The sequence below is a fragment of the Amycolatopsis coloradensis genome (assembly GCF_001953865.1).
In the GTDB taxonomy this organism is placed as follows: domain Bacteria; phylum Actinomycetota; class Actinomycetes; order Mycobacteriales; family Pseudonocardiaceae; genus Amycolatopsis; species Amycolatopsis coloradensis.
In genome coordinates this window covers 316,958-333,693 of the sequence record NZ_MQUQ01000012.1, presented here as the reverse complement: position 1 = coordinate 333,693, position 16,736 = coordinate 316,958, and the positions used below count along the sequence as shown (strand labels likewise).

The window sequence follows — 16,736 nt, the reverse complement described above, 5'->3', positions numbered from 1 at the left end:
TCACGGAATCAACCGTCTAGGTCTCCCGGGTGTCGCGAAAGCCACTTTCGGGACGTCTGATGTCCCGAAAGTGGCTTTCGCGACACCCGCGGCAGCACGAAAAGAGAGCAAGGGACCTTTGCTGTCGCTTTCCGGGGGAGAGTGACAGCAAAGGTCCCTTGCTTCTCTCACGGCCTGGACCACCTTGCCAGTTCACCTAGAATTCATCTTGTGACAGCCGAGACCCTGCCGCGCAAGAACGCCCCTTCGACCACTCCGGCCGCGCTCGGGCTCGGCGACCGGCCCGCGAAAGCCGGGCCGGACGATCCGGCGGCCACGCACGTCCGGGTCAAACTCGACGTCGAGATCCGCGCACTCCTCGCGCACGAACCGGGCACCAAATCCGGCGCCGACCCCGAGGACCTGCACCAGATGCGGGTCGCGCTGCGCCGGATGCGCAGTGTCCTCAAACTGTCGGGCCGCCTCGTCGGCCCGGACGCCGAACCGGTGCGTGCCGAACTCGGCTGGCTCGGCCAGTCGCTCGGCGAGGTCCGCGACTTCGACGTCCTGATCGGCCATCTCCGCGAGGTCGTCGCCGAGTTCGAGGTGCGCGACCAGCCGGCCGCGCGCCGTCTGGTCTCGAAGTTCGTCACCGAACGCGGTGTCGCGAAGCGGCGGCTCACCCGCGCGCTCGCCAGCCCCCGGTACGCCTCGATGTTGCAGGGCATCGGCCGTCTTGCCCGGCAGCCCGTAGCCGAAGAACCCACCTCCGCGGCCCCTCTCACCTCGGCCGATCTCGTCGCCGGGCTCGCGAAGCCGCATCGAAAGCTCGCGAAGGCCGTGAAGGCGCTTCCCGCTGATCCTCCGGATGACGACCTCCACGCGCTTCGCATCTACGGCAAGAAGCTGCGCTACGCCGCTGAGATGGCCAAGCCCGCTGCGAAGAAGAAGCAGGCGGCGAGGATCCAACGGCTGATCAAGGCGACGAAAGACCTTCAGACCGTTCTCGGGGACCATCAGGACGCCTGTATCGCCGCCGATCGGATGCGCGAAGTGGTGAACTCGGTCGACTCCGAGGTCGCCTTCGTCGCGGGCCGGGTCGCGGAGAAAGAACTGCTGCGCCGCGCCGGGGTCCGTGCCGTATGGCGCGACGTATGGGCGGAGGTCGACGAGGCCGCTCAGGCGGTGAGCCCGCGAATGTAGCCGTCCGGGCGGATCGACACCTGGCGCCCGTTCTCGGCGTCGTACGCGGCGAAGGCGTGCCCGCCGACGTCCTCGAAGTCCCCATCGGACAGTGCGCCGCCCGCGGGCAGGATCCGGCGCGCGCCTTCGGGGGCCGGGCCGTCGCCGAACACCAGCACCGTGGCCTGCGGACCACGCAGCAGCTCGAACAGCCGGACGGCCTTGCCGTTCGCGTCCACCAGCGGCGCGTCCGGCGCGCGGTCTCCGGGCCGGATCCGGCCGGACGCCTCGGGTGCGAGCGGTCCGCCGCGGTAACCGATGTCGAGCTGGCGGGTGTTCTCGCCGCGCTCGTAGGCGTCGTCCGCCCCCTCGGTGTACTTCTCGAGCAGCTCGGTGCTGATCTTCAGCACCCGCGCGGCGACTCCTCGCCGCTCCGGCTCGTAGCTGTCGAGCAGCTCGCGTGACCCGTCGGCGAGCTTCCAGCCCAGGTTGTACGCGTCCTGCACGCCGGTGTTGAGCCCCTGCCCGCCGGTGGGGGGATGGACGTGCGCCGCGTCGCCGGCGAGGAACACGCGGCCGTCCCGGAACCGCTCCGCGAGCCGGATGTTCGGCCGCCACACCGTGGACCACGCCAGATCGTGCAGCCGGACGCCGCCGCCGGACAGCGCGTCGAGCCGGGCCTGCAACGTGCCCAGCGACGCCTCGACCTCGCCCTCGCCCAGCGGCGCGCCGAACTGGAAGTACGGGACCCCTGGCAGCGGCGTGAGCACGATCCCCGACATCGGCTCCTCGGGCTTCGCGAACCAGTGCCCGCATGCGCGATCGAGTCCTTCGGCCTGGACGTCACCCAGCAACATGCGGATCGCTTCGTCGGTGGTGCCCTCGAACGCGACGCCGAGCGCCTTGCGCACGAAACTCTTCCCGCCGTCCGCGCCGACGAGGTAGTCGACCCGGACTCGCTCGCCCGGCAGTTCGGCGGTCACCCCGTCGGCGTCCTGCTCGAAGCCGATCAGCGGGGTGCCGAGCTCGACGTGGACACCGAACTCGGCGAGCCGGTCGCGCAGGATCCCCTCGGTCCGGGACTGGCCGAGGAACCAGCCGTTCGGATACGGCACGGCGGGCGTCGGCTCGACGACTTCGGCCATCATCCGCTCGCCGACGACCTCGCCGCCCAGGTGGATCCGCAGGGGCACCGGCGCCTGACCCGCCGCCAGCACCGCGTCCAGTACGCCGAGGTCTTCGAAGACCTCCAGCGTGCGCGGCTGGATGCCGTCGCCGCGCGAGCCCTCGAAAAACGTCTCGGCCTTCTCCACGATCCGCACGCCGACACCGCGGCGGGCGAGATCGATGGCCAGCGTGAGCCCGGTCGGCCCGGCTCCCGCGATCAGTACCCCGGTCATCTCTCCTCCAGTGAATTAGGATTCAGTGAATATAGATTCAGCATGACCGTTGCTAGCCTTCCGTGTCAAGGAGGTGCCGATGACGGCGACGAGCCGCAAGGAGAAGGCGGCGGAGACCGAGTCCGCGCTCAAGGACGCGGCGAAGCGCGTCTTCGCGGTGAAGGGGTACCTAAACACCAAGATCACCGACATCACGGCGGAGGCCGGGCGCGCGGCGGGATCGTTCTACAACCACTTCGCGAGCAAGGAAGAGCTGCTCGAAGCGCTCCTCGCGGACTTGGCGGCGATGAGCGACGTCAACGCGGCCTTGCCGGAACACAAAGCCGACTTCACCGACCCGGACGCGGTGCGCTGGCACGTCCGCGAGTACTGGAACTTCCATCGGGACAACGCCGCGACGATGCTGGCGCTGCGCCAGGCGGCGATGGTCAACGACGACTTCGCGCGCACGTTCGCGCGGTTCGGCGCCGATCAGGCGGCGGACATCCTCGACCACCTCGGGTACGTCACCGCGGCGGGGATGGAACTGCCCGCGTCGGACCGGCTTTCGCTCGCGATGATGGTCGAACTCCTCAACGGTTTCGCGCACACGTGGCTGCTCGACCCGTCATCGGCCTCCGAGGAGGAAGCCGTCGAGGCACTCACGCGGTTCGTCTATCGGGGGTTCACGGGCCGCGACGTGGGCTGAAAGTCCCTGTCACCGCTTCCACCAAGCTAAGCGAGCCGCTCCGCGGCCGCCTCGATCCGCTCGTCCGTGGCCGTCAGCGCGATCCGCACGTGCCGGCCACCCGCCGGCCCGTAGAACGTCCCCGGCGCGGCGAGGATGCCTCGCTCGGCCAGCCAGTCGACCGTGTCGAGCGCGGATTCCCCGCGCGTGGACCAGAGATACAACCCCGCCTCGGAGTGCGAGATCTCGAAACCGCTGTCCAGCAGCGCCTTCCGCAGGACCAGACGACGACGTGCGTAACGCTCCCGTTGCACGGCAAGCGCTTCGTCGTCCTTCAGCGCGGCCACCATGGCCTCCTGCACCGGCCGCGGCATGATCAGCCCGGAGTGCTTGCGGATCTCCAGCAGCCCGGCCACGAGCTTCGGGTCACCGGTGACGAACCCGGCGCGGTAGCTCGCGAGGTTCGCGGACTTCGACAGCGAGTGGACGGCCAGCAGACCGTCGAGGGAGCCACCGTGCACCGACGGGTGCAGGATCGACACGGGCTCGCTTTCCCAGCCCAGCGCCAGATAACACTCGTCGGAGACCACGACGACGTCGCGTTCCCGCGCCCATTCGACGACCTTGCGCAGGTGGTCGGCACCGAACACGCGGCCGGTCGGATTGGACGGCGAGTTCAGCCACAGCATCGACGGCCGCTGCGGACCGAGCGCGAACGTGCTGTCCGCGCGTAGCAGCGAAGCACCCGTCAGCAGCACGCCGACCTCGTACGTCGGGTACGCCACTTCGGGGATGACAACGAGGTCACCAGGGCCGAAGCCCAGCTGACGCGGCAGCGCGGCGACCAGTTCCTTCGAACCGATCGTCGGCAGGACGGCGGCTTCGGGGACGCCTTCGACACCGTGTCGCCGCGCGAGCGCGTCGATCGCGGCCGCCCTCAGCTCGGGCGTTCCGTGCGTGGTCGGGTACCCCGGGATCTCCGAAACGGACGCGAGCGCCGCGCGGATGCTCTCGGGGACCGGATCCACCGGCGTGCCGATCGACAGGTCGACGATGCCGCCGGGATGCGCCTGGGCCTTCGCCTTGGCTCCGGCGAGGGAGTCCCAGGGAAAATCAGGAAGGGCGATCCGGCTCATTCGCCCTGCGGGGGAAGAGCCTTGATGAAGGCGGGGTCGTGACTGGTCTTGCCGACCTTCGAGGCGCCGCCGGGCGAGCCCAGCGTGTCGAAGAAGTCGACGTTGGCCTTGGTGTAGTCGTTCCACTCGTCGGGGACGTCGTCCTCGTAGTAGATCGCTTCGACGGGACAGACCGGCTCGCAGGCACCGCAGTCGACGCATTCGTCCGGGTGGATATACAGCATCCGGTCACCCTCGTAGATGCAGTCCACGGGGCACTCGTCGATACACGCCTTGTCGAGCACGTCGACGCAGGGCTCGGCGATCACGTAGGTCACTGCGCACTCCTGCTTTGTCTCTGCTTCACCAGTCTGCAACGGACATTACGCGCCCACGGGCGCGACCGGCCCGCTTAGGCCACCCTTATCCGTACCCCGGGTATGGGCTTTCAGCGGTCCTTCCGGCGAGGCGGCGGAGTGGCCCTGCTGTCCCCAGTGATGACGAACTTCGGCGCGGCGGGTTTCGCCTTTTCGGCGTCCGCCTCCTCGACGGCCTTCTCCGAGCCCAGTGCCCGGTTGAAGCCGTCGGAGATCTCGCGGACCAGGTCTTCGTTGTGCCGGTCGTCCTTGCGCGCGATGCTCATCGGGTTCCTCCCACTGCCTTCCTTGGCACAATCTAACCGTGAACAGTGCGGAAATGCTCGAGCTCACCTGCAGTCAGGCCTGGACGCCCCTGCTGGAGCGCCGGATCGGGGACTGGAGGCTGCGCTGGGCGGACGGGTTCACCGCCAGGGCGAACAGCGCCCTGGCGATAGGCGACCCGGGAAAACCGCTGCCAGACACCCTGAAACAGGTCTGTGACTTCGCCCACGATCATGCCATCCCGCCGGTCGTTCAGGTGATCCAGAACACGTCCACCGAGGAAGCCATCGAGGACTGCGGCTGGGTCCAGTATGTGGAACACCGTCCCGCGCACGAGGTGCGCGTGATGACCGGGCCGCTCTCGCGCGGGACCTCGGCGGGAGCGGTGATCCTCGACGAGCCGACGCCCGGATGGTGGGAGATGACGGCGGGCGGTGCGGAGCCCGCGGAGGCGCCGCGGCACGTTCTCGGCACCGGCAAAGTCGGTTTCGGGGTCGCCGAGCTGGACGGCGTCACGGCCGGGGCGGTGCGCGGCGCGATCGTCGGCGAGTGGCTGCACGTCGCCCGGTTGGCGGCCCGGCCGGAGTTCCGTCGACGGGGGCTGGCGCGTGGGCTGATGAACGCGCTGGGCGCCTGGGGCGCTGCTCAGGGCGCCACGGGCATGCTGTTGCAGGTCGCGGTGGCGAACTCCGGCGCGCTGAAGCTGTACGAGAACCTGGGCTGTACGGAGCACCACAGGTACCGCTACTGGGCCCCCGGTCCGGGCGCGTGCGAGGATCGCCCGTCGTGAAGGTCGTCATTTTGGTCGGCGGAGTGGGCGGGGCCCGCTTCCTGCTGGGGGTCAAGCAAGCACTGGGTCTGCCCGCGGTCGGTTCCGCGCCGGAATCACCCCACGAGGTGACCGCGCTGGTGAACACCGGGGACGACGTGTGGATGCACGGTCTGCGCATCTGCCCGGACCTGGACACCTGCATGTACACCCTCGGCGGGGGGATCGACGAAGAACGCGGTTGGGGGCACTCGGGCGAGACCTGGACGGTCAAGGAGGAACTCGCCGAGTACGGCGCCGAGCCGACCTGGTTCGGGCTGGGCGACAAGGACATCGCGACGCATCTGATCCGTTCGCGGATGCTGCGCGCGGGCTATCCGCTCTCGCAGGTCACCGAGGCGCTGTGCGACCGCTGGCAACCTGGCGTGCGCCTGCTGCCGATGTCGGACGACCGGGTCGAAACGCATGTCGTGATCGACGACCCCGAAGATCCCGATCAGCGCAAGGCGATCCACTTCCAGGAGTGGTGGGTGCGGTACCGCGCCGAGCCGAAGGCGCATTCGATCATCGCCGTCGGCGCCGACGAGGCCAAGCCGGCGCCGGGCCTGCTCGAAGCGATCGCGGCCGCCGACATCGTGCTGTTCGCGCCGTCCAACCCGGTGGTGTCGGTCGGCACGACCCTCGGTGTCCCGGGGATCCGCGCCGCGCTGCGGAAGACACGCGCCAAGGTCGTCGGGATCTCGCCGATCATCGGCGGGAAGGCGTTGCGCGGCATGGCCGACGCGTGCCTGAGCGCGATCGGCGTGGAGACCTCGGCCGAGGCCGTCGGACGGCATTACGGCTCCCGCGCGGACTCCTCGGAAGGCGTCCTCGACGGCTGGCTGGTCGCCGAGGGCGAAACCGTCGACGTGCCGGGCGTCGCCGTCCGCGACGTCCCCCTGCTGATGTCCGATGTGGACGCGACCGCGGCGATGGCACGCGCGGCCTTCGAGCTGGCCGGAGTTTCTGGTGCCTGAAATGAAACTGCCTGATCACGCTTCTTCGAAGATCGAGATCTTGCCCGTCGAAGGACTCCCGGAGTTCCGTCCCGGTGACGACCTGACCGGCGCGATCGTCAAGGCGGTCCCCTGGCTGCGTTCGGGTGATGTCCTGGTCGTGACGAGCAAGATCGTCTCCAAGGCCGAGGGCATGCTGATCCGCGTCCCCACTGATCCCGAAGAGCGTGACGCCGCCCGGCGCGAACTCGTCGAGGACGAGTCCGTCCGCGTGATCGCGCGGATCAACCGGACGGTGATCACCGAGAACAAGCTCGGCATCGTGCAGGCGGCGTCCGGCGTGGACGCGTCGAACGTGGCCGCCGGTGAGGTCGCGCTGCTGCCGACGGATCCGGACGCCTCCGCGCTCGCGCTGCGCAACGGGCTGCGCGAGCGGACGGGTGTCGAGGTCGCGGTCGTGATCACCGACACCATGGGCCGCGCGTGGCGGGTCGGGCAGACCGACGCCGCGATCGGTTCGTCCGGGCTGCGGGTGCTGCACGCGTACGCGGGTGAAGTCGACAGCCAGGGCAACGAACTAGCGGTCACCGAGGTGGCGATCGCCGACGAACTCGCCGCCGCGGCGGATCTGGTCAAGGGGAAACTCGGCGGCACACCCGTCGCCGTCGTGCGCGGGCTCCGGCTGACCGACGACGGTTCCACCGCCCGCGAGCTGATCCGGCCGATCGAAGAGGACCTGTTCCGGCTCGGCACCAACGAAGCCATCGCGCAGGGACGGCGGGAAGCGGTGCTCGCGCGGCGTTCGATCCGGTCGTTCACCGGCGAGCCGGTCGATCCCGAGGTGCTGCGCCGGGCCGTCTCGACAGCGCTGACCGCGCCCGCACCGCATCACACGAAACCGGTCCGGTTCGTGTGGTTGCGCGAGGAAGGCTTGCGCCGCAAGCTTCTCGACGCGATGAAGGCGTCGTGGCAGGCCGATCTCGAAGCCGACGACTTCACCGCCGAGCAGGTCGCGAAACGCCTCAGCCGCGGCGACATCCTGTACGACGCCCCCGAGGTCGTGGTGCCGTTCCTCGTCGCCGAGGGCGCGCACACCTACCGCGACGATCGCCGGAATGCCTGCGAGCACACGATGTTCACCGTCGCCGGTGGCGCGGCGGTGCAGGGTCTGCTGGTCGCGCTCGCCGCCGAAGACCTCGGCTCGTGCTGGATCGGATCGACCATCTTCGCGCCCGCCATCGTGCGTGAGGTGCTCGGCCTGGACGCGCGCTGGGAGCCGCTCGGCGCGGTCGCGATCGGCCATCCCGCCGCCCTGCCACCCGCTCGCGGCGCGGGCGATCCCGGAGAAGGACTTCTCGAACTGTGACCCTCCACGCTGACGTTGTGTCCACTTTGTCCGGTTGGCGACCGGCGGACGCCGCCCAGGAATCCTTGCGCCAGGCCTATCTCGGCTTCCTCGCCGCCCGCGACGACGTCTGCCGCCGCGAATGCGCGGCCGGGCACATCACCGCGTCGGCCGTACTTCTGGACGCCGACGCGGAAAACGTGCTCCTCACCCTGCATCCGCGAGTCGGCCGCTGGTTGCAGCTCGGCGGGCATTGCGAACCGGGCGACGCGACACTCGCGGACGCGGCTTTGCGTGAGGCGCGGGAGGAATCGGGTATCGAGGAGCTGGTGATCGACCCGGTTCCGGTGCATCTCGACGTCCACCCGATCACCTGCTCGCTCGGCGTGCCGACAAGGCATTTCGACGTGCGTTTCGTCGTGCGCGCACCCCTTGGCGCACAGCCGGCACAAAGCGACGAATCGGATGATCTTCGCTGGTGGCCGGTGAATTCCCTTCCTCCGGGGTCGGAAGATCTCACCGAACTGGTGGAAGCGGCCCTCCCCGCGCCACTCGGCCGTTAAGGTGTCGGCTGACGTTCAAAAGGGGGAATGATGCTGACGACGCTGACGCCATACCTGGACCGGGTCCGGGTCCACAGCAGCGGTGACGGTGACGGCTTCGGCTGGTTTCTGCTGATCCTGGCGATCATCATCGTCATCATCGTGGTCGTGGTGATCATCGTGAAGGTCAACCAGGCGAAGAAGCCGCCGATGACCTTCCCGCAGAACCCGAACTTCGGCGGCGGCGGCCCGGCTCCGGGCTTCCCGCCGCCCCCGCCCGCCCCGCAGGGCAACCGGCAGCAGCAGCCCGGTTTCCCGCCGCCTCAGCCCGGTTACGGCCAGGCGCCCGGTTTCCCGGCGCCTCCGGCCCCGGCTCCGGCGGGTTTCGCGCCGCCGGCCGCGGGTTTCGCGCCGCCGCCCGGCAACCCTGGGCACAACCCGTTCGCCATGTCGCAGCCTCCGATCGCCGCACCGACTGCCCCCGGTTTTCCGCCGCCGCCTCCGCAGACCGGTCCGCCGGTCGACGGCAGCGCGGACCGCACGCAGGTCGTGTCCCGGCAGCACCAGGCGGACGCGGGCGCCGATCGCACCCAGGTCGTCGCACCCGCCGGCGGTGACCGGACGCAGGTGGTGCCCGGTGGCGCCGGTGACGCCACCCAGGTCGTTCCCGGCGGGGACCGGACCCAGGTGGTCCCGCCCCGCCAGTAGCCCCGACATTCCGCGAAGGCCTCCTTACCTACTCTCAAAGTAGTGAAGGAGGCCTTCACGGCATTTCCAGCAGGGAGAAACCGCATGGTCACGGTCGACCCGAACTCCTCGGTCCCACCCTTCGAGCAGGTGCGCACGGCCTACGCGGCGCGGATCAACGACGGCTCACTGCCCGTCGGGGCGAAACTCCCGACCGTGCGAAAACTGGCCGAGGACCTCGGCATCGCCCCCAACACCGTCGCGAAGGCCTACCGTGAGCTCGAAGAAGCGGGCCTGATCGAGACCCGCGGCCGCGCGGGCACTTTCGTCGGCGCCGTCGGCGATGAGACCCGCGAACGAGCGAGGCGAGCCGCCGCCGATTACGCCGCGCTGACCAGGAAACTGGGCCTCGACCGTGACGAGGCGAAGGCGATCGTCGACGCGGCCCTGGGCTGATCTACCCTCCGCTGGAACGAACGAAGGGGTCTGTCGTGGTCATGATCATCGAACTCGTGTTCATCGTGGCCGTGCTCGCGGGCGTGGGGGTCGGGATCTTCTTCCTGATCAAGACGCTCAACAAGCCGAAGCCGCCGCCCTATCCGCCCCAGTACCCGCCGCAGCCGCCGTACCCGCCTCAGTACCCCCAGGGCGGCCCACAGGGTCCATACCCGCCTCAGCAGTACCCCGGTCAGCCGCCGCAGCAGCCGCCGCCTGGCTGGTGATCGCCGGACCGGCCAACCTCGGCGCGTGGTCTTCCTTCCGGTGCTCGGGGTCGGCGTCCTGGTCCCGGCCGGGATCGGCGTGTACTTCCTCGTGAAGTCGAGCGCCAAGCAGCCGCCGCAGTACCCGGGCCCGCCGCAGGGCTGGGCAACCAGAACTCGGCCGAGTCACATCGCGCGATAGTCGCGCAGTTCGATCTTCGGTCCGAACCGCGGCCGGCGGAATCCGGCCGTCGACAGGTAGCGCACCGCGCGTTGCCGCTGCGGTGAATACGGCGCCAGCACCTCGGACATCCCGGCGTCGTCGAGTTTCGTGCCGATCAGCGCGTGCCCGACCATCGACGGGATGTTGTAGTCGCCGAAGCTCACCGCGTCCGGGTCGCCCCAGGCGCGCTGCGCGATCTCCGCGGCGGTCCACACGCCGATGCCCGGCACCTTCCGTAGCCAAGCCCGGCCCTCGGCGCCCTTCAGCTCGACGGCTTTCTCCAGCCGAGTCGCGACACGGGCCGCGGTGATCAGCGTCGTCCGCCGTTTCAGGTCCACTCCGGCACGATGCCATTTCCAGTCCACAATGGACCGGATGGCGACGGGTGTCGGCGGCACCCGCAACCGTGACGGCGCCGGTCCCGGCGCGGTTTCCCCGAACCAGCGGCACAGTTCGCCCCACGATCGCAGCGCCTCCACGCTGGTCACCTTCTGTTCCAGCACGGCGAGCACCAGCGCGTCCCACACCCGGCCGGTCGAGCCGAGGCGCAGTCCCGGATTCCGGCGCCGCGCCGACGCGATGACGTCGTGATGCGCCACGAATTCGGAATCGTCGTCGTGCGCGCCCAGCATCGCCGGGACCCCATCGAGCAGCCTGTCCGCGCCGGGCCCCCAGGCCTCCGCCTCGATCTCGCCGTCCGCGCGCCGCAGCAGCGCGAGCGTGCCGGCGCCGTCGGCGGTGTTGGCGGCCAGCCAGGTGACCCCGCCCTCGGTGCGGACGAGGTTGGGCGACCGTGACCCACGACTCAGCGGACCCAGCACCGTGTCCAGGTCGAGTTCGAAGCCGGGGCGGAACAGCATGGCTAGGCGTCGCTCGAAAACCGGAGGCCGCCCTCGGGCAGGGTCACACCCGGCCAGACGCGAGCACCGTCGAGCAGTTCGCAGCCCGCGCCCACCGAGGCGCCATCGCCGATGACGACGCCGCGAAGCACCGTTCCCGCGCCGATCTTCGCTCCGGCGCCGAGCACCGAGCGCTCGATGACAGCCCCTTCGCCGACCTCCGCGCCGTCAAAGACGACAGACCCGTCCACCGTCACGCCACTACCGATCACCGCGCCGACGCCGACCGTCGAACCGCCGCGCAGGACGGCACTCTCGGACACCTTCGCACCGTCCAGCACCAGTGCCTCGCCTACCGGGCCGGGCAGCGCCGACGTCGGCGCCACGCCGCGGACGAGGTCCGCACTACCGCGGACGAACGCCTCCGGCGTGCCGACGTCGAGCCAGTAGGAAGAGTCCACGAACCCGTGCAGGTGCGCACCGCTTTCGAGCAAGGTGGGGAAGGTCTCACGCTCGACGGAGATCCGCCGCCCGGCCGGGATCGACTCGACCACCTCACGGCGGAAGACGTAGCAGCCGGCGTTGATCTGGTCGGTCGGCGGGTTCGGAGTCTTCTCCATGAAGGCCGTGACCCGCCCGTTCTCGTCGGTCGGGACCGAGCCGAACCGGCTGGGATCGGGCACGCGCTGCAGGTGCAGGGTCACATCGGCGCCGGATTCCGTGTGCGTCCGCAACTGTTCTGAAAGATCGGCACCGGAGATGATGTCACCGTTGAAGACGATCACGTTGTCCGCGCGGAGCCGGTCGTAGACGTTGCGGATGGCCCCGGCGGTGTCGAGCGGCTCCTCCTCGACGACGTATTCGAGTTCGAGACCGTGCTCCGACCCGTCGCCGAAATACTCCTCGAAGACTTCGGCGCGGTAGGAAGTTCCCAGTACAACGTGGGTCATCCCGGCCTCGCGGATGCGCGAGAACAGGTGACTCAGGTAGGGCGTACCCGCTGTCGGGAGCATCGGCTTCGGCGCCGAAAGGGTCAGTGGGCGCAGCCGGGTTCCCCTCCCCCCGACGAGCACCACGGCGTCGGTCTTGACCTCAGACGTCACAGAAACTCCTCCTGTATCACGTGCCGCCAGGCGACAAGCCGCGGGAAACCCTGACGTCGGCCGCCCCGAGGGCCTACCCTAGACAGCACACAGTCGGCCCTGAACCCAGAGGGCCCCAGGTCAGTCGGGAGGCCTAGGGGATGGACCCCCGTGCTCGGGCGGACGCCTTGCTCGCACGCGCCAGCGCGCGTGGAGCCTTCGTCGTGACACCGGACAACGCGACGTCGCCGATGGACTCCGCGAACACCCAGCAGATCCCCCGATCGGTGGTCGCCGAGATCGACCGTTCGTCGGACCCGGACACGACCACGCAGCTACCGGCCTCGCTGATCGCGGAGAACGATCACCCGCTGGCGGGGCCCGAACCGACCACCCGGCTGGACCTGCCGCCGCTGCGGGGCGAAGGCTCGACACAGCCGCAGCCGTACCCGCGCCGTCCCGGCATGCAGCCGACCAGGCCTCTGCCGCAGGCGACGACCCCTCTCACCCGGCGGCCGCCCGCCGCGCCGGTGCAAAGCCCCCTGATCGAGCATCCGGAGCCGGACACTCTCGAGAACGAGGTCGGTGGCCTGGTGCCGACCGTGAAGCAGAACCCTTCGGGGCGTTCGAACCTTTCGCGACGCCTGGACGGTATCTAGACCCTACGCGCGGTCGTCAGGAAGCCCGGATCACCCGATCGATCTCTCGGATCGCCGCGCCTCCCCCGTAGGTGTGGTTCGACAGCATCGCGACGTCCAGCCCCACGCCCGGATAGTGCCGCGCGAGCGAGCAGACACCGGCGTTGCCGCCATCCTTGTAGTAGTTCCACACCGAACCGTCCCGCTCCAGGACGAATTCGAGGCCGAAGCCGTACCAGACGCCCTTGCTGTGCAGCACCTGCGGCGTGAGGAACTCCTTCGTGCGTTCCGGCGACAGAAGCCGTTCTTCGCGGATCGCCCGCAGAAACCGGACGAGGTCGCCGACAGTGCAGTACGCGCCCCCATCGGGTGAACCGATCGGCGGGTAGCTGAAGATGTTCTGCTTCCACCCGGTGACCAGCTCGCCGTCGAAGATCTCGTCCCAGCCCTCGGCGACCCTCGGCTGCGGATCGCGCCGGTCGAAGAAGCCCGACTCGGTCATCCCCGCGCGGTCGAGCACGGTCTCCTGGACATGTTCGCGATAAGGCCCGCCGACGACCGCCTCGATCACCAGACCGGCGAGGACGTACCCCGAGTTGCAGTACCGGCAGCCTTCGCCGGGTGCGAAATTCGGTGCCCGGTAAGCGAAGTTGGGCAGATGGTCGCGGGTGTTCACGACCGAGTACACCGGCCTGTCGACCCACAACGCCTCGTAGCTCTCGCCCGCCTCTTCGTCGGCGTCGTCGGCTATGCCGGAGGTGTGCGTGAGCAGGTGCCGCGTGGTCGCCTCGGGCGCGATCACCGTTCCGGTGAGATCGATGATCTCGCCGATCGGACGATCCAGGTCGAGGTGCCCCTGCTCGGCCAGTCGCAGTGCGGCGATCGCGGTGACGACCTTGGTGATCGACGCCGTGTCGTACCGGATGTCCGGCGCGTTCGGCACCGACCAGCGTCGGCTGGCCAGGCCGTATCCGCGTTCGAACAGCGTCTCGTCGCCGCGGCGGATCAGCACGACCCCGGAGAAGCGGTCCTCCCCGGCCCGTTCGGTCAACCAGGCGTCCAACTCGGCGAAATCCATGTGCCGACGGTAACGACGGCGGGTTCGCGAGTCGCGCGAGTTCCGTTGGCCGGAACGGCTACTTCTTGCGGGTCTCCAGCTTGAGCCGCAGCGCGAGACCGGCCTTCACCGCGAGCATGACCGGCTTCCACAGGAGGCCGGGGTGACGGTCCGCGAGGTAGCGGTAGGCACTGTCGTGATGCGCGCGCAGCATCTTTTCCGAAGCCTGCGAAGTCGAATGCCCGCCGATGTGCATGACGCTGGATGAAGGCGCGTACACGTTCAGCCAGCCGGCGCGGGTCAGCCGCTCACCGAGGTCGACGTCCTCGAAGTACATGAAGTAGCGCGTGTCGAACCCGTCGACCGAGTCGAACGCCTCGCGGCGGAACAGCTGGCAGGACCCGGAAAGCCAGCCCGCCGTGCGCTCGGCGGGAGTGCCGGTCTCCTGGCGGTACTGGCGCGTCCACGGGTTGCCCGGCCAGATCTTGCCGAACGCCGCGTGCCCGATCCCCCGGCCGAACGACGGCAGCAGGCGAGCCGACGGGTAGACGGTCCCGTCGAGGTCGTGGATCAGCGGCCCGAAAGCACCCCCGCGCGGCCAGCGCTCGGCGACCTCCAGCAACGCGTCGAGCGAACCGGGTTCCCATTCGAGGTCCGGATTCACCACGACGATCCAGCCGTAGCTGTCGTCCAGCGCCGCGACACCGCGGTTGGCGGCCGTGCCGTAACCGACGTTCTCGCCGATGCTGACCAGCTTGACGTTGTCCCGCAGGGCGGCCTTCTCGGGCGCGCCGTCCGTGGAGTCGTTGTCGGCGACGACGACCTGGACATCCCGGTCCGTCGCCTTCTCGAGCGTGTCGAGGAACTTCTCGAGGGTTTCGCCGGGGAAGTACGTCACGGTCACGACGGCGAGCCCGTCGCCGTAGCTGGGGTGCTCAGTCACGCGGCCATTGTCCACCCGTCACCGAACGCGACTCCGGCCCCCACCCCGTCCAGCACAATTTGCTCCGAAGCAACTATGCGTATTCGCTCGAACACACTCCGCGATCAAGATCGGGAAGAATGGATTGATGCCCGTGCACGCCTTCACCGACGAGTCAGTGCGCGAGAGCTGAATGCCCTACTTCTGCCCGGCGCACGGGAGCTGCATTTCAAGAAGGAGAAGGAACCGCGCCGCAGACAACTGATCAGCCGGATCACCACTCTCGAACGTGGGGTCATGCACCCGCAAGACGGAAGTAAACGCCAGACAGAGATGTCTCGAGGCCGCCGTCGGCGATCTGCTCGCCAAGAACGCTCGCCGGCTCGTCCTCGGCTCCAGAGACCATCGCGATGTCCACGACCGCAGGACCTTGCAGCGCGCCTTGGTGTGGATTTCCGACGCGGGCGGCTGGTGTTTCGGCGCGGGCGGAAATTGGCGCCGCAAGCGGTCATCGACCTGGAGAAAGCGAAAAGCCCGTGAGACGACCGTCCGGACGCGTCACGAGCTTTCATACTCGGCCCCACGGGGACCTCGCACAGCGAACTATACCCCAATCCTGGCCAACTGCTCGTCAGAGGGACCGGTGAGAGCTGAGGGGCCCATACCCGCGTCCGACACGGCGAAGGGGCGCCTTCCCTGCATCTGACGAGAGCAAAGTCCCCTTCAGCCCGCCCGCCGCTGCGCATGCCGGTGCCAAGCCTTCGCGTAAGCCTCCCGATGACGCTCCGCTGTCGTCGCCCACGAGAACTCCTTCGCCCGCCGCTGCGCGGCTTCGGCCAGCTCCGCCCGCCGCGACGGGTCGTCGAGCAGTTCCGAGATGGCCGCGGCGACGTCCCCGGCGCCGACACCGCAATAGGCGACCGCGTCCCCGCCGACCTCCGGCAGCGAGAGCCGTCGTGTCGTGAGCACGCTCGCGCCGCATGCCATCGCCTCCAGCACCGGCAGCCCGAACCCCTCGCCGAGGCTCGGGTAGGCGACCAGTTCGGAGCCACCGAGGAAACCGGCGAGCGTGTCGAACGGCAGATAGCCGGCGCGGATCACCCGCAGCCGGTGCGGCACGGCGTCCAGCGCGCGCTCGACCTGCGAATCCCAGCCCGGCTGACCGGCCAGCACCAGCGCGGGCGGGTTCGGCCTGCCGATCACGGCGTGTGCGAAGCCGCGGATCAGCGCGGGCACGTTCTTACGCGGTTCCAGCGCGCCGAGGAAGGCGACGTACGGCGTCTTCCCGAGTCCGACGGCCTTTCGCGCGGCCTCGATCTCGGCGGGCGACGGCGGATGGAACCGATCCGGTTCGACGCCGTGGTGGATGATCTCCAGCTCGGCCGTCCGCGCCTGGCCGACGCGCCCCAGCTCAGCCGCCGTCGCGATGCTCGGCACGACACACAGCGTCGCGCGGCGAAGCGCCGTCGCGGTCCAGGCGCGGAAGAAGCGCGCCTTCACCGAAGAGTGCAGGATCGCATCGGTGAAGAAGGTCGCGTCGTGCAGCGTCACCACCGATGCGGCCGGGCTGGCCAGCGGCATCGTGTAGTGCGGCGAGTGGACGACGTCGGCGGCGAGCCGGCGGACCAGCCGGGGCAGCGTCGCCTGCTCCCAGGTCAGCCGCGCGGTCCGGGTCGAAGTCGACGGCGAGGTGGGCACGATCCGCGCATCCGGCGCCAGGCGGTCGTACAACACCGCGTCCCGCGGCTGACAGACGACGGTGATCCGCGCGCCGTCCGCGTCCAGTGCCGCGACCAGCGAATCCACGTAGCGACCGACGCCACCCCTGTCCGCCGGGACGGCTGTCGCGTCGATCAGCACGCGAGGGTCATCGGTCACCCTCGCAGAGTACGACGGCATCCCGCCCCGGTGGTGGGGAACCGGCAGATTCTCTCCAGGCAAGGAAGAACTCC

At 69.4% G+C, this 16,736-nt stretch carries 21 protein-coding genes; 11 read left to right on the top strand and 10 right to left on the bottom strand.

Translation table 11 applies throughout. The annotated features are described in order from the left end of the window. Window positions 1-210 precede the first annotated feature (210 nt). Entirely contained in the window at window positions 211-1,182 is a 972-nt protein-coding gene (locus BS329_RS22845; protein WP_076163264.1) for a CHAD domain-containing protein, read from the top strand. On the opposite strand, the gene BS329_RS22840 is transcribed toward BS329_RS22845, so the two are convergent. Beyond that, window positions 1,158-2,561 carry an FAD-dependent monooxygenase gene (locus tag BS329_RS22840; RefSeq protein WP_076163263.1) on the bottom strand — a complete coding sequence of 468 codons (1,404 nt, stop codon included), beginning with the start codon at window positions 2,559-2,561 and terminating at the stop codon, window positions 1,158-1,160. The genes BS329_RS22845 and BS329_RS22840 overlap by 25 nt on opposite strands. Window positions 2,562-2,640: 79 nt before the next feature. Here BS329_RS22840 and BS329_RS22835 point away from each other — a divergent pair, with 79 nt between their 5' ends. Next, window positions 2,641-3,249 carry a TetR/AcrR family transcriptional regulator gene (locus BS329_RS22835; RefSeq protein WP_076163262.1) on the top strand — a complete coding sequence of 203 codons (609 nt, stop codon included), beginning with the start codon at window positions 2,641-2,643 and terminating at the stop codon, window positions 3,247-3,249. A gap of 26 nt (window positions 3,250-3,275) precedes the next feature. Here the strand turns inward: BS329_RS22835 and dapC are convergent, their stop codons facing one another. The 3 genes from dapC to BS329_RS22820 all read right to left on the bottom strand — a co-directional run bounded on the left by dapC (window position 3,276) and on the right by BS329_RS22820 (window position 4,986). Then, window positions 3,276-4,364, bottom strand: coding sequence for a succinyldiaminopimelate transaminase (gene dapC, locus BS329_RS22830; RefSeq protein ID WP_076163261.1), 1,089 nt, complete (start codon window positions 4,362-4,364; stop codon window positions 3,276-3,278). Then, complete coding sequence (gene fdxA / locus BS329_RS22825) at window positions 4,361-4,681, bottom strand: ferredoxin (protein ID WP_076163260.1); 321 nt, start codon at window positions 4,679-4,681, stop codon at window positions 4,361-4,363. Before fdxA ends, dapC begins: the two co-directional genes overlap by 4 nt. Window positions 4,682-4,791: 110 nt before the next feature. Then, complete coding sequence (locus BS329_RS22820) at window positions 4,792-4,986, bottom strand: hypothetical protein (protein WP_076163259.1); 195 nt, start codon at window positions 4,984-4,986, stop codon at window positions 4,792-4,794. Between the two features lie 53 nt (window positions 4,987-5,039). Between BS329_RS22820 and BS329_RS22815 the strand changes: the two genes are divergently transcribed. The 8 genes from BS329_RS22815 (at window position 5,040) to BS329_RS43475 (ending at window position 10,225) form a co-directional block, all read left to right on the top strand. After that, complete coding sequence (locus BS329_RS22815) at window positions 5,040-5,774, top strand: GNAT family N-acetyltransferase (RefSeq protein ID WP_076163258.1); 735 nt, start codon at window positions 5,040-5,042, stop codon at window positions 5,772-5,774. Further along, on the top strand, window positions 5,771-6,769 hold the full coding sequence (cofD, locus tag BS329_RS22810) for a 2-phospho-L-lactate transferase (RefSeq protein ID WP_076163257.1): 999 nt from the start codon (window positions 5,771-5,773) through the stop codon (window positions 6,767-6,769). The genes BS329_RS22815 and cofD overlap by 4 nt, the downstream gene beginning before the upstream one ends. Before the next feature lie 7 nt (window positions 6,770-6,776). Continuing rightward, a complete protein-coding gene (locus tag BS329_RS22805; RefSeq protein WP_076163448.1) occupies window positions 6,777-8,114 on the top strand; it encodes a coenzyme F420-0:L-glutamate ligase in 1,338 nt (445 codons plus the stop codon). After that, complete coding sequence (locus tag BS329_RS22800) at window positions 8,111-8,656, top strand: NUDIX hydrolase (RefSeq protein ID WP_076163256.1); 546 nt, start codon at window positions 8,111-8,113, stop codon at window positions 8,654-8,656. The genes BS329_RS22805 and BS329_RS22800 overlap by 4 nt, the downstream gene beginning before the upstream one ends. A gap of 30 nt (window positions 8,657-8,686) precedes the next feature. Beyond that, window positions 8,687-9,343, top strand: a complete 657-nt coding sequence (locus tag BS329_RS22795; protein ID WP_244197252.1) for a hypothetical protein — start codon at window positions 8,687-8,689, stop codon at window positions 9,341-9,343. An 84-nt stretch (window positions 9,344-9,427) separates the two neighbouring features. Continuing rightward, window positions 9,428-9,778 carry a GntR family transcriptional regulator gene (locus BS329_RS22790; protein WP_076163254.1) on the top strand — a complete coding sequence of 117 codons (351 nt, stop codon included), beginning with the start codon at window positions 9,428-9,430 and terminating at the stop codon, window positions 9,776-9,778. A 41-nt stretch (window positions 9,779-9,819) separates the two neighbouring features. Then, window positions 9,820-10,044 carry a hypothetical protein gene (locus tag BS329_RS22785; protein WP_244197265.1) on the top strand — a complete coding sequence of 75 codons (225 nt, stop codon included), beginning with the start codon at window positions 9,820-9,822 and terminating at the stop codon, window positions 10,042-10,044. A gap of 25 nt (window positions 10,045-10,069) precedes the next feature. Further along, window positions 10,070-10,225, top strand: a complete 156-nt coding sequence (locus BS329_RS43475) for a hypothetical protein (RefSeq protein ID WP_158075823.1) — start codon at window positions 10,070-10,072, stop codon at window positions 10,223-10,225. Here BS329_RS43475 and BS329_RS22780 read toward each other — a convergent pair. Next, a complete protein-coding gene (locus BS329_RS22780) occupies window positions 10,210-11,106 on the bottom strand; it encodes a DNA-3-methyladenine glycosylase family protein (RefSeq protein WP_076163252.1) in 897 nt (298 codons plus the stop codon). The genes BS329_RS43475 and BS329_RS22780 overlap by 16 nt on opposite strands. Window positions 11,107-11,108: 2 nt before the next feature. Further along, window positions 11,109-12,188, bottom strand: coding sequence for a mannose-1-phosphate guanylyltransferase (gene manB, locus BS329_RS22775; RefSeq protein WP_076163251.1), 1,080 nt, complete (start codon window positions 12,186-12,188; stop codon window positions 11,109-11,111). Window positions 12,189-12,328: 140 nt separating this feature from the next. On the opposite strand from manB, the gene BS329_RS22770 reads away from it, so the two are divergent. After that, window positions 12,329-12,826, top strand: a complete 498-nt coding sequence (locus tag BS329_RS22770) for a hypothetical protein (protein ID WP_076163250.1) — start codon at window positions 12,329-12,331, stop codon at window positions 12,824-12,826. 16 nt (window positions 12,827-12,842) lie between these two features. Here BS329_RS22770 and BS329_RS22765 read toward each other — a convergent pair whose 3' ends face one another. The 4 genes from BS329_RS22765 to BS329_RS22755 form a co-directional block, all read right to left on the bottom strand. Further along, window positions 12,843-13,883: a serine hydrolase domain-containing protein gene (locus tag BS329_RS22765; RefSeq protein WP_076163249.1), complete on the bottom strand. Its 1,041-nt coding sequence runs from the start codon at window positions 13,881-13,883 to the stop codon at window positions 12,843-12,845. Window positions 13,884-13,941: 58 nt separating this feature from the next. Next, the gene (locus tag BS329_RS22760) at window positions 13,942-14,805 is read right to left on the bottom strand and encodes a glycosyltransferase family 2 protein (protein ID WP_208619255.1); all 864 of its coding nucleotides are present in this window, start codon (window positions 14,803-14,805) and stop codon (window positions 13,942-13,944) included. Between the two features lie 274 nt (window positions 14,806-15,079). Then, window positions 15,080-15,202 (bottom strand): hypothetical protein, encoded by a 123-nt coding sequence (locus tag BS329_RS45205; RefSeq protein WP_279628179.1) that lies wholly within the window; start codon window positions 15,200-15,202, stop codon window positions 15,080-15,082. 305 nt (window positions 15,203-15,507) lie between these two features. Beyond that, window positions 15,508-16,644 carry a glycosyltransferase family 4 protein gene (locus tag BS329_RS22755; protein WP_076163248.1) on the bottom strand — a complete coding sequence of 379 codons (1,137 nt, stop codon included), beginning with the start codon at window positions 16,642-16,644 and terminating at the stop codon, window positions 15,508-15,510. Window positions 16,645-16,736 lie beyond the last annotated feature (92 nt).